A 15,147-nucleotide genomic window follows, 5' to 3' on the forward strand; every position below is an offset into this window, starting at 1 on the left:
GATGGATCCCCCTCGATTGCGGCTGCCCGTCCCCTGACGGGCCGGTGAACATAGGATCACCGCCGATGACAGTACCTGTGACCGCAGACACTAAGTGCTCCGAGTACCCACAATCCAGCTACCACGGGGCGAGCTGAGCCCAGACCAGCAGCGTGCTGAGTTCCCCTTCACTGATCTCCCGCCCCCAGGTTGAGGCGAGCTGGTGCACGACACCCAGTCCGGCCGCACGATCCTCTCCCGCTCGTCTGCCCCGGAGCCCCACGTCCTGAACGGTGATCCGCAGCCCCGTGGGCGCCGAGTACTCGAAGAGGACGTCCAGCAGGAGGTGCTCGGGCTTCCGCTCCCGCAGCACCGCATGCGTGACCAGCTCGGTGACGATCAATTCGCCGTCATCGACGTATCGTTCACCACCCTTGACGTCCCCCAGGAAGCCCCGGAGCAGTACCCGCGCGGCCGTGGCGGAGGAGGGATGCCGGGGGAGGGAAGCGAGCTGATCGACAGGGGTGATGTCAAGCGGTTCGGGCATGGCTGTGCCGCCTCGTGGGGTGAAAGGGGCTGTCGTGCGCCGGGCATGGCGCTTCGTGCACTCACTGGCGCGAGTGTCTATCCGGATTCACGATTAAGCATCGGCGGTTCCGAATCCGGTGACCAGGGGCCTGCCGGTTCCAGGGAACGTCCTGACACAGGGGGAGCACGCCATGACCCGTTCGAGGCCAATCAATCGGAACTTGCGATCGAGCCCAGCCGCCGTGTTCGGCGGCGTGCTGCAGCACTACCGCGAGGCGAGGGGCATTTCGCAGGGCGAGTTGGCCATGGCGATCCCGTGCAGCCGCCCGCACATCTCCCGCATCGAGTCCGGCGACCGCAACCCCCAGGAGAACTTCGTCATCAGAGCGGAGGCCCTGCTGGGAACGGGCACCGCACTGATGGACCTGTGGAAGGAGATCGACTGGTACGCGAGGGTCGAGCACCCGGATTGGTTCCGTCGCTACGCTATCTACGAGGAGAAAGCCTGCCGGATCTGCGAGTTCCAACCGATCCGCGTCTCGGGTCTCCTGCAGACCGAGGCGTACGCACGCGCCCTGTTCGGATCCGGCACCGCAGCCGGCGACCCTGAGCTGATCGAGGAACGGGTGGAGTCCCGGCTCGCTCGGCAGCGCAGGCTGTACGAGGACGACGGGCCGTTGCTCGTCGTGGTGCACTCCGAGGCGGCCATCCGCTCGATGGTCGGCGGCCCCGAAGTCATGTACGAGCAGCTCGGGCACCTGCTTCTGATGGGGCGACACCCCAACGTCATCCACCAGGTCGCACCGTTCAGCCTCGGCGAGCGGCTCCCCTTCGGCACGCTCGTCACATTCGTCACGGCACCTGACGGCAAGAGCAGGCTCTACTCCGAGAGTCTGGACCAGGGGCATTTCATCGAGGAACCGAGGGAGGTTCAGCGGAGGCTGCTGGCCTATGATCGGCTGCTAGCGGACGCGCTCTCTCCCAGCGAAAGCGCCGCGTTGGTCAGCAGCGTGAGGGAAGGACTGCTCAACATGACCCGCACCGGGCCCAGTACCTCCAAAGCCATGTGGCGCAAGTCCAGTTACAGCGACAACAACGGGGGAAACTGCATCGAGGTGGCCGGAGGCCGTCCAACCCGGCTGGTCCGTGACTCCAAGGACCCCGAGGGCCCCGTCCTCTCCTTCCGCGCCCCCGCCTGGCAGTCCTTCGTCGACGCCGTCCGCGCCGACGAATTCCGCGCCCCTGGTTGCTGACTGACGCGGCCGGTAGTGAGAGGTTCGCACCGATGAACGATTCCAACCTCACGTGGCAGAAGTCCAGTTACAGCGACAATGACGGAGGTCACTGCATCGAGGTGGCCGAGTCCGTCCACGGTGCGCCCGCCTGCGCATGGCACAAGTCCAGCTACAGCGGCGGGAACGGTGGCCAGTGCGTCGAGACCGCTGAGTCTGCCGTCGGCCGGCTCGTCCGGGACTCCAAGGACCCCGAGGGGCCTGTCCTCTCCTTCCGCGCCCCCGCCTGGCGGTCCTTCCTCCTCGCCATCCGCGCGGACGAGTTTCCCAACCACTGATCATCACGGCGGCGCCTCCCGTTTCGAACGGGAGGCGCCAGTCACTCCGTCCAGGTCACTTGGTGCAGAGCGCGTACGCGGAGGCGCGGCCCAAGTGCATCTTGACGACCCAGGTGTTGGGCTCGTCCGCCGAAGGGGCGGCCTTGTCCACGGCGTCCTGGACCTGGTTGTAGCCGTTGGTGACCGGGATGGAGTCGTAGCCGCCGCCGCTGAGTGCGGTGCCCTCGGGACAGGTCGCCTTCGACACCTCGGTCTTGCCGGACCAGTCGGCCGAGGCAACCACGATCGGGGGCTCGGAGCCGGCCGGCGAGCACAGCGCGTAGGCGGAGGCCTTCCCCAGGTGCATCTTGATCACCCAGGTGTTCGGCTCGACTTGGGACGGGGCGTTGGTGTCGACGGCGTCCTGGACCTGGTTGTAGCCGTTGGTGACCGGGATGGAGTCGTACCCGCCGCCGATCAGTGTCGTTCCTCCAGGGCAGGTCGCCTTCGACGCCTCGGTCTTGCCGGACCAGTCGTCCGAGTGCACCACGATCGGTACCGGCGTGCCGGCCCGTACCGCCGCTCCGGCCGTCGTCCCGGCACCGGCGGCGAACCATCCGAATCCCGCGAGCAGGACACCGATTCCCACACCGGCGAGCATTCCACGACGTGACACGGTCGTCACTCCCATCATGATCGACAAAGCTGTCGGTGATCACTGTGGGGGCCGCCGCACCGGCGAGCCGGGCGGCACGACTCGGCTCACCCGAACGAGGAGGACGGCTCGAACGGACAGCTCATCGATCCCCCCGGCCACCCGCCGCCGCGCCGCTGATTGAGGACCATGGGCGGCAAGGTCTCCGCTCGCCTGCTCTTCGGCCTGAGCCGAGGACGGCGCAAACGGGCGTTCGGGGTGGGGTCAGGACTCCAACTGCTCGGCTCGCGCCAGCATCGCGCGCGCGTGTGTGTCCCAATCGGGGCCGAAGCGGAGGAGGTCGTACGCGGCGTCGCGTAGCAGGGTCGGGTCGTCGGGCCGCTGCAGGCAGGCCAGCCGGTAGGCCAGATTGCGGGCCCAGACCGGGATGGCCAGGGGGTCCTCCCGCAGCACGTCCTGCAACACCGACAGGATTTCCTCCGGGGCGGCGAAGGTGAGCTTCTCGACGAAGTCCCTGACGGGCTCGGAGACGGTCGGAGTCACTCCCGCATCGGCCCAGGTGATGAATTCCCTGGTTACTTGATCAAGCTCAGGCATGGCTGATGGTTCTCACTTTTCGAGCTGAACGGCTGCGACCTGTGCGCGTCCGACGACCCGGGCCCGCGGCGTGCTGTGCGCCGCGGGCCCGGGAGCTTTGCGCCGGCGGGCTATGCGTTCGCGAGGACGGCGAGGAGGCCGACGGCTGAGATGAGGAGGCCGACGAGGATGCCGGCGACCGTTGGGGTGATGCGGTCGCGGAACTGCTTCGGGGGGCGGATGCGGGTGGTCGGGTCGGTGCTCAGTTCCCACCAGTTGACGACCCGTTGGACGTCCACCTCGAAGTCGGGGGACGGGTAGGTGTCGCTGTGCTGGAGGGCGGGGAGGCCGCGGCGGCGGCCGCCGGCGAGGAACATCCGGGCCGTGAGGATGTTGCTGCCGCCCTGGGCCTTGGTCTCGCGGACGTCGATCCAGCGGATCTCCTGCCAGGGGTAGGTGCGGCCGCGCCCGAAGCCCCAGCAGATGGTGATGCCGGCGGGGCCGACGGTGGTCCAGCAGCGGAGGGTGACCCAGAAGCCGAGGGCGGCGAGGACGGCGGTGCCGCCGAGCAGCCAGGCGGTGCCGACCGGGCCCAGCTTGGTGGCGGCGAGGAATCCTTGGAGGGCGAACACCGCGATCAGGACCGCGAGGTGCGGCCAGGACGGGCGGTACCGATCTTTCCCCCGGAAGCTCAGTTCGTTCACGACGGGCACCCTACGCCCCCACCCTCCCGGCGCGCGCCGGGGGGTGCGGGGGTGCGACCGGGTGTGCGCCTGGTGGGGGCGTCAATCGTATGGCCGTCAACTCAAGGGTGCCCCTAGCATGTTGGTGGTCGAAGGGGGTGTCGGGCGTGGGGCACGGGGGTGCGGGGGAGTCCGGGCGGCGGCTGGAGCGCGGGATCGCGTGGGCGTTGCGGAACTCGGACGGCGTGGTGGCCCTGGTGGGTGCGCTGGTCGTCGGGTTGCTGGACCTGCTCGGGGGCGGGCTGGACGACAACGTGGTGTCCGGGGCCACGCTGCTGGTGCTGGCGGCCGTGGTGTACGGGTCGCTGGGCGAGCGTCGGCGGCGGGTGGCGGACATCCAGGACGCGACGGCCGGGGCGCAGCAGGCGCTGGCGAACCTGGCGTCGGTGCGCGAGATCGCGGGCGCGGACCTGGAGCGGGCGCTGGAGGAGGCCCGGCAGGACACCGACCGGTGGGTGTTCAAGGGCGGGACCGGCACCTACCTGCGGGCCGTCACGCTGCCGAAGTGCGTGCAGGAGGCGCGGCGGCGGCGTCGTGCGCTCACCGTGAAGATCGACATCGTGCACCCGGGCGACGAGGCGGCCTGCGCCGCGTACGCGCGCTTCCGGGGCACCTTCGGCAGCAGCGGGGGCCGGTCGGCGGACGGCGCGCCGGACGCGACCTGGAGCGTGGAGCGCACGCGCCGGGAGGCGTACGCGACGGTGCTGGCGGCGGCCTGGTACCGGCAGCGGCTGGACACCCTGGAGATCGACGTCCACCTCTCGACGGTGGTGCCCTCGCTCCGGTTCGACGTGTCGGCGTCCTGCCTGATCATCACCCAGGACGACCCCGGGCGGGTCAGCCTGTACGTCGAGCGCGGCCGTCCGCTCTACGACTACTACGTCACGGAGCTGCACCACTTCCGCGAGCAGGCGGTCAAGCTCGACCTCCGGGACACCGAACAGCTCGGCGACGACCCGACGGTGGACGAGGCCCGGCGGCTGTTCGAGCAGCTGCGCATCCCGCTGCCGGCGGCGTTCTCCGACCGGGACGTCAGCGACATCATCGACCGGGCGCTGCACGCGGAGAACCCGTACCGGCGGTAGCCGGGGGGAGAGCGCCCGCAGGGGAACACGGGGGAGCAAGGGGGATACGGACGGATGAACGAACTCTTCACGACGCTGGACCGGGCCACCGGCCGCACCGCCGCCGAGCCCGGACTTGACGGCCTGGTGCACGGGCTGCTGGCCGAGGTGGTGGCGGGCACGCGGGCGCTGCGCGCGGTCGCGCACCCGCTGGGCTTCGTCTGCCTGCCGGTGGTGCGGGACGGCGCGTACGGCGTGTGCGTGCACGTCTTCGACCCGGCGGAGACCGCGCGGATGCGGGAGATCCACTGCCACAGCTGGGAGCTGAAGAGCAGCGTGCTGTACGGCCGGGTCGGCAATCTGCGGGTCGGGGTGTACGACGAACCGGCCCGCCCGACCCACCGGGCCTTCGAGGTGTACAGCGACGGGGCCACCGGCGTGGACGAGGTGCGGCCGACGCCGCGGCTGGTGCGCTGGGAGCCGCTGGCCGAGCAGACCAGCGCGCGCGGCGACACCTACACCCTGGGCGCGGGCGAGTTCCACGCCACCGTGCTGCCGGACGACGCGCCCGCCGCCACCGTGGTGCTCGGCCGGACGGTGCCGGGGCCGGTGGACGTGGTGCTGGGACCGCTGGACGGCCCCGCCCGCCGCGTGGTACGGCGGCTCTGCGACGCGGACCGGACGGCCCGGATCGCCGAAGAGGCAGCCAGGAGGATCGGCAGTGGGTACGGATACGGATACGGGTACGGGCGCGGAACCAGGTACGGGCACGGAAACGGGCGGGGGGACGGACACGGACACGGCAGCGGACACGGGCGGTGGAGAACCGGGTGACGGGACGTTCGCGGCGGAGTGCCGGGTCGCGGTGCGCGCCGCCGAGGAGGCGGGCGCGCTGCTGCGGTCCCGCTTCCCGGACGCCTTCCGGGTGGACGTCAAGGGCGACGACGGCGACGTGGTCACCGAACTCGACCTGCTCGCCGAGGAGCTGGTGACCCGCCGGATCGCCGAGCACTTCCCGGCGGACCGGATCCGCGCCGAGGAGGGCGGCGACCGGGGCGGGCCGGTCACCCGCCGCACCTGGCTGGTCGACCCGCTCGACGGCAGCAACAACGTGGTGATCGGCCTGCCCGCCTACGTGGTCGGCATCGCGCTCTGCGTGGACGACGAGCCGGTGCTCGGCGTGGTGCACGACCCGGTGGTGGGCCGGACCTGGCGGGCGGTGCGCGGCGCGGGCGCGTACGGGCCGGGCGGGCGGCTGCGGGTGCCGCCCCGTCCGGTCGGCGCGCCCCGCCCGGTGCTCGGCTGGACCCAGGGGCACGGCCTGTCGGCCGGCGACCCGGTGGCGTGGGCGCTCAAGGACGGGCTGGAGGCCGGGGCGCGCCGCGTCCTCCAGCTGTGGGCGCCGCTGCTCACCTGGTCGCTGCTGGCCTCCGGGCTGATCGACGGGTTCGTCGGCTACCGGGCGGAGGAGATCGACCTGCCGGCCGGCGTCCTGCTCGCCACCGAGGCGGGCCTGGCGGTGTGCGGGCTGGACGGCGGCCCGTTCAGCCCGCGGATCGGACAGCCGGACACGGCCCGCAGCTATGTCGCGGGCCGCCCGGAGGACCTGCCGTACCTCCTCGACCTGGTGGCGCGGGCGACCACACCCTGACCGGCCCCGTGCGGCGCGACCCGCGGCGCTCAGAACCGCTGGGCGACCAGCAGGGCCAGCCAGGCGAGGGCGGGCAGCGCGAAGACGACCCCGAAGGAACCGACCGGCACGAACGCGGCCAGCGCGATCAGCAGCCGGGTCCACAGCGGCGCCGCGTCGGCGCGCGAGGGGTCCTGCGGGTCGTAGCGGATCTCGTCGCGGGAGCTTCGGAGCAGCCCCTCGAAGGCGACGTCACGGCCTTCGAGGGTGCGGAAGCGGGCGATGAAGGCGTTGGCGTGCTCGCTGAAGGGATCGCTCTCGAACCGCGCCCGCACGGTGACACCCCGGCGCCGCAGCACCCACAGGGTGTCGAGCTCCGCCATCAGGACCCAGGCCCGCAGCAGAGCCGGGCTCAGCGGCAGCAGCGCCCAGGCCACGACCCCCAGAGTACGGGGCTCCACCGGCAACCAGACGGCGGCCGGCAGCCCCACCAGCACGTGGACGACCGCGGCCCGCCACCACCGACTGCCGTGGCGCACCCGGTGGGAGAGCCCGGCCGCCAGCCGTACCGGCCAGGGACGCCTGACGTGCCGCTCGACGGCCGCCGGGCTCCCGCCGGAGCCCGAGCCACCACCAAGGTCGCCGACGATCGCCCGGACCTCGGCGCCGAGGGCGGCCGTCACCGCGCGGTCGCGATGGCGGGCCGTCACCGTCGCACCGGTCCCCGACTCGTCGAGGTAGTCAACCAGCAGCGAGGACCCCGTGCACTCCACCCGCCGGATCCGGGCGCCGGGCACCGCCAGGCTGCTGCGGCCCCGCTGCCAGTGCAGCACACCGTCCCGCACCCAGAGCCGGGTACGACCGTCGACCAGCACCACTCCGGCGGCCGTACCGGCGTTCGATTCCTTCACGGCGGCTGATCATAGGGCCTGCCCTGCTGCGGGCCCCACGAGGTCGGCTTGCGGGCCCCACGAGGTCGGCTTGTGGGCCCCACGAGGTCGGCTTGTGGGCCCTACGAGGCCAGCTTGTGGGCCCTACGAGGTCAGCGCCAGCGCCGTGGTCGCCAGCGTCACGCCGCCGACCGCCAGGACGGTGCCGGCGCCGGCGACGCTGCGCAGCGGCACCTTCAGCCCGGCCGCCCGGCAGCGCTCGTACCAGATCAGGGTGGCGAGCGACCCCCACGGGGCGACCAGCGGGCCGACGTTGGTGCCGATCAGCAGCGCCAGCAGCTGGGTGTGGTTGCCGGCCGGGACCGCCGCCTCGCCGGCCAGGTAGACCGGGAGGTTGTTGAGCAGGTTGGACAGGCCCGCGCCGACGGCGGAGGCCCGGAACAGGCCGAGCGTGCCGCCGTCGGTGCCGATCGCGTCGGCGAGCAGCCGGTGCAGGCCGTGCGCGTCGACGGTCTGCACCACCAGGAACATGCCGGGCACCATCACCAGCAGCCGCCACGGTATCAACGAGGCCCGCAGGCCCTCCGGCCGGCGGACCGCGAAGGCGACCACCACGACGGTGGCGGCCGCGCCGGAGGCCACCCAGAGCGGGACCACCGCCGCCAGGCTGGCCACCAGGAACCCGGCGCAGGCCAGCGCGCAGATCCGGAACAGTCCCCGGTCCTTGGGGCGGTGGGCCTCCGGCGGGAGGTAGTCCGCCGCGCCGCGCCGGCCGCGCCGCCAGTAGAAGGCCCACAGACAGGCCATGGTGGCGAGCAGGGCGGCCAGCTGCGGCGCCCACATGGCGCGGGCGAGGCCGGCGGGGGAGAGCGCGACCCGGTCGGCGGCCAGCAGGTTGGTGAGGTTGGAGACCGGCAGCAGCAGGCTCGCCGTGTTGGCCAGCCAGACCGTGGTCATGGCGAGCGGGAGCGGCGCGATCCCGACCCGCCCGGCCAGCGCGAGCATCACGGGTGTGAGCAGGACGGCGGTGGTGTCCAGGTTGAGGACGGTGGTGGTGAGCGCGGCGAAGCCGACGCAGAGCAGGAACAGGGCCGGGTAGCTGCCCCGGCCGGCCCGGGCCACCCAGGCCGCCACCACGTCGAACACCTCGGCGGCGCTGGTCAGCTCGGCCAGCACGATCACCGAGCCGAGGAAGGCGAGCAGCGGCGCGATCCGTTCGACGGCCGCTCCGGCGGAGTCCGTCGGGAGCAGTCCGGTGGCGAGGAAGAGCAGGCCGCAGGCGAGCAGACCGGCGGCCAGCAGGTCCAGGGGATGAAGCCGCCGTACGACGGGCCAGTAGGCAAACACACGCCAGGGTCGCATACGAGGCGACGCCGGTCGAGACTGCCACTCGTACGCCGGAACGTCATACGATCCCACGTTCGACCAGAAACGGCGATCCGCGGCCGGAAACCATCCGAAAGCGTTGCGGCAAAACAGGGTTGAGCCTCTCCGGATCGGTCATAAGCTCTCCCCATGGGGGCTCTTGACGCGACCCCGGGTGGCCCCGGGCCGATCGACTTCTTCATCAGCTACTCGCCGGCGGACGAACGCTGGGCGGCCTGGATCGCCTGGACGCTGGAGGAGGCGGGCTACCGCGCCTTCCTCCAGGCCTGGGACTTCGTGCCCGGCACCAACTTCGTCGACTTCATGGACCGCGGCGTCACCGAATCGGCCGCCGTCATCGCCCTGCTCTCGCGCAACTACGAGCGCTCCCGCTACGGCCGGATGGAGTGGCAGGCCGCGTTCCGGGCCGACCCGGACGCCCCGGACCGCCGGCTGCTCACCGTCCGGATCGAGGACATCCCGGTGGACGGCCTGCTCGCCACCCTCACCTACATCGACCTGGTCGGCGTCGCCGAACCGGCCCGGGCCCGGCAGCTGCTGCTCACCCGGGTCGCCCAGGCGATGGACGGCCGGGCCCGGCCCGAGCTGTTCCCCGGCTACCCGGGCGGCGAGGGCCCCGGCGGCCCCGCCCAGGCGCAGAACCGGATCCCCGCCCCGCGCGCGGTCGGCGGCCCCGGCTGGGCCGGCCGCCGCCGTCCCTCCGTGCAGCCCGAGTACCCGCAGGCGGCCGGCCGGGCCGGCGGCCGCGAGGCGGTCACCGTCCTGCACCTGGCCGGGCCCGCCTTCGGCCGCGGCCACGACCCGGTCGACCTCCAGGCCGCGATCTGGGGCGACCTCGTCGAACTCGCCGACGCCGGCGCCCCCACGCCCGAACTCGTCGTCGTCACCGGCGACCTCACCGCCTCCGGCAGCCCCCGCGAGTGCGAACAGGCGCTCACCTTCCTCACCGGCATCCGCGCCCTGCTCGGCCTGGAACCGCACCGGGTGGCCGTCCTCCCCGGCGGCCAGGACGTCAGCCAGGCCGCCTCCCGCGCCTACTTCGCCACCTGCGAGGCCGACGAACTGCGGCCCGCCCCGCCGTACTGGCCCAAGTGGCGGCACTACGCCCGGTTGTTCCAGGAGTTCTACCAGGGCCTGGACGTGGTCTTCGACAGCGCCCAGCCGTGGACGCTCTTCCCGGTGCCCGAGCTCGGCACCGTGATCGCCGGCCTCAACTCCTCGATGGCCTGGACCCACCGGCCGGAGGACCGCTACGGCTTCCTCGGCCCCGAGCAGGCCGCCTGGTTCGCCCAGGCGCTGCGCCCCTACGAGACCGACGGCTGGCTGCGGATCGGCGCCGTCCGCCACCCGGTCACCGCCCCCGGCCCGGCCGGCCCCGGCACCGCCACAGCCGGGGCCCGCACCACGGCCGGCCGCCCGCCCGCCCGCGGCGGCCAGGACACCGAACCGCTGCGCGACGTCGACCGCTTCACCCGGCTCACCGCGCCCCGCCTGCACCTGCTGCTGCACGGCCCCGCCGACGCCCGCACCGCGCTGCGCGGCCTCACCACCGCCGCCGGCGAACTCCCGGTGGTCGGCGCCGCCGCCCCCGGCGCCCACCAGCTGCTCCAGCTCACCCGCGACGGCCTCACCCGCTGGCCCGCCCCCGGCGCCGAACTCCAGCGCCTCACCGCCCCCTGGTCCCGGGCCCACCGCGCCTTCCCGGACCCGGAACCGGCCCCGCAGATCGGCCCGCCGCCGCTGGAGCAGGTCCGCGAGCCCGCCGCCGACACCGACCACGAGACCCGCGCCCTCGCCTCCCCGCTGGAGGCCCTGCTGGCCCGGGTCGCCGAGATCTGCCGCACCCGCCACCCCGGCGCCCAGATCCGCCCGGTGGCCCCGGCGGCCGGCGCCCCGCCGCAGCTCTTCGTCACCTGGGCCGAGTCCGGCGGACTGGTCCGCCAGCAGCGGGTCGCCGTCTCCGTCCGCACCCCCACCGAGGAGGACGTCGAGCGCTTCGTCGACGAGGTGCACGCCGACGGCGCCGGCCTCGGCGCCGGCTTCGACGCCGAACTCGTCTACGACGGCCCGCCGCCCCCGCGCGACCTGCGCGACCGGGCCCGCCGCCGGGGCGTGCGGCTGCGCAGCTTCCTGGAGTTCCAGGGCCTGCTCGACCTGCGCGGCTACGTCGCCGCCCAGACCGAACGGCTCGCCACCGACAGCCAGTACCTGCCCGGCCTCTACCTGCCCCAGCGCTACCGCGACGCCGAACGCCCCGGCGCCGACGAACGCGAGGGCCTGGTCGACGAGCTGCTCCGGCTGCTCGACTCCGACCACGGCCGCTTCGTCCTGCTGCTCGGCGACTTCGGCCGCGGCAAGACCTTCGCGCTGCGCGAGCTCGCCCGCCGGCTGCCCGCCGAACTCCCGCACCTGTCCCCGCTGTTCATCGAGCTCAGCGCGCTCGACAAGGCGCACTCGCTGGACGGCCTGGTCGCCGCCCACCTCACCGAGCACGGCACCGACACCCTGGACCTGCGGGCCTTCCGCTACATGCTCCGGCAGGGCCGGGTGGTGCTGCTCTTCGACGGCTTCGACGAACTCGTCAACCGGGTCAGCTACGAGCGCGCCGCCGACCACCTCCAGGTGCTGCTCGACGCCGCCGTCGACAACGCCAAGATCGTGGTCACCAGCCGCACCCAGCACTTCAGCTCGCACGAACAGGTGCTCACCGCGCTCGGCGAGCGCGTCGGCCTGCTCCCGCAGCGCCGGCTGATCGCCGTCCAGGACTTCACCCCGCGCCAGATCCGCGGCTACCTGGTCAACCGGTACGGCGACGAGGAGGCCGCCGCCCGCCGGATGCGCCTGCTGGAGGCCATCCCCGACCTGCTCGCGCTCTGCCGCAACCCCCGTCTGCTCAGCTTCGTCGCCGACCTCGACCACGACCGGCTGCGTGCCGTCGCCGGCGCCGGCCGGGCGCTCAGCGCGGCCGGCCTCTACCAGGAGGTCTTCACCGCCTGGCTGCGGTTCGAGGAGCAGCGCGGCCAGGGCGGCGCCGGCGCCGCCCCCGGGCTGGGCCTGGACCAGCTCTGGCAGGCCGTCACCCTGCTCGCGCTGCGGCTCTGGGAGAGCGGCCGCGGCTCCATCCCGCTGGACGAGATCGTCGACATCGCCGGGGTGCTCACCGGCCTCGCCGAGAACCGGATGCCCACCCCGCAGGTCGCCCACGCGGTCGGCTCCGGCAGCCTGCTGGTCCGCTCCGACGAGGGCATGTTCCAGTTCATCCACGGCTCGGTGGTGGAGTGGCTGGTCGCCCGCGCCGCCGCCGAGGCGCTCGGGCGCGGCGACGCCGAACTGCTCGGCCGCGGCCCGCTCAGCCGGCTCGCCGTCGAGTTCCTCTGCGACCTCGCCGACCACCAGGTCTGCCAGCGCTGGGCCCGCGCCGTCCTGGACGACGGCGAGCACGCCTCCGAGGCGGCCCGGCGCAACGCCGTCAAGGTCCTCGACCGGCTCCGCGTCCCCGCCCACACCGACCTGCGCGGCGCCACCCTGGCCGGCGAGGACCTCTCCCACCGCGACCTGTCCGGCGTCGACCTGTTCGGCGCCGACCTCGCCGACGCCCGGCTGCTCGGCGCCAACCTGGCCGGCGCGGACCTGCGCGGCGCCCGGCTGTCCGGCGCCCGCCTGGACGCCGCCGACCTGCGCGGCGCCGACCTGCGCTCGGCCGACCTGCGCGGCGCCCGGCTGATCCGCACCGACCTGCGCGGCGCCAAACTGCGCGGCAGCCGCTGGCAGCGGGCCGCGCTGATCTCCGCGGTCACCGACGAGGAGGTGCGCGCCGCCCCCGAGCTGCGGGCCGCCGCGATCGCCCCCGGACTGCCCGTCGAGGCCGGCTTCAGCCCCTCCGAGGTCGGCGTCCCGTACGGCTTCGACGTGCGCTCCACCCGACTGCCCGAGCCGGTCGCCTTCAGCCCGGACGGCCGGCTGCTCGCGGTCGGCAGCGAGGACGGCAGCGTGCTGGTCTGCGACGCCGTCACCGGCGTGGCGCTGCGCACCCTCAAGGACCACATCGGCCGGGTCTACGCGGTCAAGTTCTCCGGCGAGGTCCTCGCCACCGGCAGCGCCGACGGCACCGTCCGGCTCTGGGACCCGGTCTCCGGCGAGTGCCGGCACCGCCTGGACGTCCACCCGGGCGGCGTCTGGCCGGTCTCGCTCGCCCCCGGCGGCCGGATGCTCGCCACCGGCGACCTGAACGGCGTCGTCACCCTCTGGGACACCGCCACCGGCCGCCCGCTGCACCGCCTGCCCGGGCACGCCGCGCCCGTCTACACCTCGGTGTTCAGCCCCGACGGCAGCCTGCTGGTCACCGGCGACCAGGGCGGCGGCGCCCGGCTGTGGTCCACCGTCAGCGGGCGTCGGCTCGCCGTCCTGCCCGGCCACCGGGGCACCGTCTACCGGTCCGCGTTCAGCCCCGACGGCACCCTCGTGGCCACCGCCGACGGCGGACCGGACGACGGCACCGGCGGCACCGTCCGGATCTGGGAGGTGGCCGGCCGCCGGCTGCGGCACAGCCTGCCCGGCCACACCGGCCGGATCTACACGCTCGCCTTCCACCCGGACGGCGACCTGCTGGCCAGCGGCGACACCGAGGGCGAGATCCGGCTCTGGAACCCGCTCGACGGCACGCCGGCCGGCCGGCCCGAGGACTCCACCGGCAAGATCTACCAGGTCACCTTCGACGAGGCCGGCACCCGCTTCGCCGCCAGCGACAGCGACGGCGGGGTCCGGGTCTGGCGGGTCGGCCCGGCCGAGGGCCCCGGCGGCGCGCCCGGCAGCGGCCACGAGGTGGTGCCGCTGCGCCGGCAGCCGCCCGAGCACCGCGGCTCGGTCTGGGCCTGCCGGTTCCGCCCCGGCGCGGGCCGCGGCGGCTCGGAGGCCGACCCGCTGCTGGTCACCGGCGGCAACGACGGCCTGGTCCGGCTCTGGGACCCGAGCTCCGGCCGCAGCCGGCAGCTGCTGCGCGGCCACGGGCGGCGGATCGGCTCGCTCACCTTCAGCGGCGACGGCACCCTGCTCGCGGCCGGCGGCAACGACGGCGTGGTCCGGCTCTGGGAGCCCGCCACCGGCCGCCGGGTGCGCGAACTCTCCGGCCGCAGCAGCCGGCTGGTCTCGGCGGTGTTCAGCCCGGAGGAGACGGTGCTGGCCACCGCCACCAACGACGGCGACCTCTGCCTGTGGAACGCCCGCACCGGCGAGTACCTGCGCGAGATGGACGTCGAGACCGAGCACGTCTGGGCGGAGGCGTTCAGCGCCGACGGCGTCCTGGTGGCCACCGCCAACGACGACGACACCGTCCGGATCTGGTACCGCCGCACCGGCGCCCACCTCACCACCCTGCGCGAGCACCGCGGCCGGGTCCGCTCGATCGCGTTCAGCCCGGACGGGCGGCAGCTGCTCACCGGCTGCGACGACAGCCTGGTCCGGATCTCCGACGTCGAGAGCGGCCGGGTGGTGGCCGAACTCGACGGCCACACCGACCGGGTGTACGGGGTCGCACCGGCCGCCGACAGCTCCTGGCTGGCCAGCGCCTCCTGGGACGGCACCGCGCTGATCTGGGTGGACCGCACCGTCCGGCACCGGCTGACCGGCCACGTCGGCCGGCTCTGGACCGCCGCCGCGCACCCGTACCGGCCGCTGCTCGCCACCGCCGGCGACGACCGGGTGGTCCGGCTCTGGAACCCGCTGACCGGTACCGAACTGGCCGGCCTGCGCGGCCACACCGGCCGGATCCTCGCCGTCACCTTCAGCCCGGACGGCTCGCTGCTGGCCAGCGGCGGCGAGGACGGCACCGTCCGGCTCTGGCGGATCCACCCCGACGGCGACCCCACCGCCCTGGCCACCCTGCTCGGGGCGCCCGACGGCTGGGCGGCGCTGCTGCCCTCCGGCGCCTACAAGTGCGAGGGGGACGTGGCCGGCGAGTTCTGGCACGCCGTCGGCATGTGCCGGTTCGAGCCGGGCGAGCTCGACACCCACCTCCCGGGCGTCCACCGACTGCCCCCGGAGGCGGAGCTGTAGCCCCGGGTACGACGGAGGGCCGGTGGCCCCGGGCACGACGGAGGGCCCCGCCGGTGCGTGACCGGCGGGGCCCCTGGTGTCAGCGGGGCGCGGAGG

General features: G+C 73.8%; 12 protein-coding genes. 6 read left to right on the plus strand and 6 right to left on the minus strand.

Annotated features, from left to right (window positions below):
• Positions 1 to 118: 118 nt before the first annotated feature.
• Positions 119 to 526, minus strand: coding sequence for a hypothetical protein (locus AB0N76_RS19070; RefSeq protein WP_363558584.1), 408 nt, complete (start codon positions 524 to 526; stop codon positions 119 to 121).
• Positions 527 to 698: 172 nt separating this feature from the next.
• Between AB0N76_RS19070 and AB0N76_RS19075 the strand changes: the two genes are divergently transcribed.
• Both AB0N76_RS19075 and AB0N76_RS19080 read left to right on the plus strand, forming a co-directional pair.
• Positions 699 to 1,760, plus strand: a complete 1,062-nt coding sequence (locus AB0N76_RS19075; RefSeq protein WP_363558586.1) for a Scr1 family TA system antitoxin-like transcriptional regulator — start codon at positions 699 to 701, stop codon at positions 1,758 to 1,760.
• Positions 1,761 to 1,792: 32 nt separating this feature from the next.
• Entirely contained in the window at positions 1,793 to 2,077 is a 285-nt protein-coding gene (locus AB0N76_RS19080; protein WP_363558588.1) for a DUF397 domain-containing protein, read from the plus strand.
• A gap of 55 nt (positions 2,078 to 2,132) precedes the next feature.
• Here AB0N76_RS19080 and AB0N76_RS19085 read toward each other — a convergent pair whose 3' ends face one another.
• The 3 genes from AB0N76_RS19085 to AB0N76_RS19095 all read right to left on the minus strand — a co-directional run bounded on the left by AB0N76_RS19085 (position 2,133) and on the right by AB0N76_RS19095 (position 3,991).
• Positions 2,133 to 2,705: a hypothetical protein gene (locus AB0N76_RS19085; RefSeq protein WP_363558590.1), complete on the minus strand. Its 573-nt coding sequence runs from the start codon at positions 2,703 to 2,705 to the stop codon at positions 2,133 to 2,135.
• 270 nt (positions 2,706 to 2,975) lie between these two features.
• Positions 2,976 to 3,308, minus strand: coding sequence for a hypothetical protein (locus tag AB0N76_RS19090; protein ID WP_363558592.1), 333 nt, complete (start codon positions 3,306 to 3,308; stop codon positions 2,976 to 2,978).
• A 110-nt stretch (positions 3,309 to 3,418) separates the two neighbouring features.
• Positions 3,419 to 3,991, minus strand: coding sequence for a hypothetical protein (locus AB0N76_RS19095; RefSeq protein ID WP_363558594.1), 573 nt, complete (start codon positions 3,989 to 3,991; stop codon positions 3,419 to 3,421).
• Between the two features lie 146 nt (positions 3,992 to 4,137).
• On the opposite strand from AB0N76_RS19095, the gene AB0N76_RS19100 reads away from it, so the two are divergent.
• From AB0N76_RS19100 to AB0N76_RS19110, 3 genes are read left to right on the plus strand one after another with little or no spacing between them, the layout of a single operon-like run.
• The gene (locus tag AB0N76_RS19100; protein WP_363558596.1) at positions 4,138 to 5,115 is read left to right on the plus strand and encodes a hypothetical protein; all 978 of its coding nucleotides are present in this window, start codon (positions 4,138 to 4,140) and stop codon (positions 5,113 to 5,115) included.
• 54 nt (positions 5,116 to 5,169) lie between these two features.
• Positions 5,170 to 5,928, plus strand: a complete 759-nt coding sequence (locus AB0N76_RS19105; protein ID WP_363558598.1) for a hypothetical protein — start codon at positions 5,170 to 5,172, stop codon at positions 5,926 to 5,928.
• A gap of 31 nt (positions 5,929 to 5,959) precedes the next feature.
• The gene (locus AB0N76_RS19110) at positions 5,960 to 6,745 is read left to right on the plus strand and encodes an inositol monophosphatase (protein ID WP_363558600.1); all 786 of its coding nucleotides are present in this window, start codon (positions 5,960 to 5,962) and stop codon (positions 6,743 to 6,745) included.
• A gap of 29 nt (positions 6,746 to 6,774) precedes the next feature.
• On the opposite strand, the gene AB0N76_RS19115 is transcribed toward AB0N76_RS19110, so the two are convergent.
• Entirely contained in the window at positions 6,775 to 7,635 is an 861-nt protein-coding gene (locus tag AB0N76_RS19115) for a hypothetical protein (RefSeq protein WP_363558601.1), read from the minus strand.
• Positions 7,636 to 7,758: 123 nt separating this feature from the next.
• Complete coding sequence (locus AB0N76_RS19120; RefSeq protein WP_363558603.1) at positions 7,759 to 8,961, minus strand: SLC13 family permease; 1,203 nt, start codon at positions 8,959 to 8,961, stop codon at positions 7,759 to 7,761.
• 168 nt (positions 8,962 to 9,129) lie between these two features.
• Between AB0N76_RS19120 and AB0N76_RS19125 the strand changes: the two genes are divergently transcribed.
• Entirely contained in the window at positions 9,130 to 15,051 is a 5,922-nt protein-coding gene (locus AB0N76_RS19125) for a TIR domain-containing protein (protein WP_363558605.1), read from the plus strand.
• Positions 15,052 to 15,147 lie beyond the last annotated feature (96 nt).

The sequence above is a fragment of the Kitasatospora sp. NPDC093806 genome (assembly GCF_040683335.1).
Classification (GTDB): Bacteria; Actinomycetota; Actinomycetes; order Streptomycetales; family Streptomycetaceae; genus Kitasatospora.

Bases quoted from the DNA above. Each gene is read 5' to 3' on its own strand.
- AB0N76_RS19070 (WP_363558584.1), bottom strand. From the start codon at position 526: ATGCCCGAACCGCTTGACATCACCCCTGTCGATCAGCTCGCTTCCCTC.
- AB0N76_RS19075 (WP_363558586.1), top strand. From the start codon at position 699: ATGACCCGTTCGAGGCCAATCAATCGGAACTTGCGATCGAGCCCAGCC.
- AB0N76_RS19080 (WP_363558588.1), top strand. From the start codon at position 1,793: ATGAACGATTCCAACCTCACGTGGCAGAAGTCCAGTTACAGCGACAAT.
- AB0N76_RS19090 (WP_363558592.1), bottom strand. From the start codon at position 3,308: ATGCCTGAGCTTGATCAAGTAACCAGGGAATTCATCACCTGGGCCGAT.
- AB0N76_RS19105 (WP_363558598.1), top strand. From the start codon at position 5,170: ATGAACGAACTCTTCACGACGCTGGACCGGGCCACCGGCCGCACCGCC.
- AB0N76_RS19125 (WP_363558605.1), top strand. From the start codon at position 9,130: ATGGGGGCTCTTGACGCGACCCCGGGTGGCCCCGGGCCGATCGACTTC.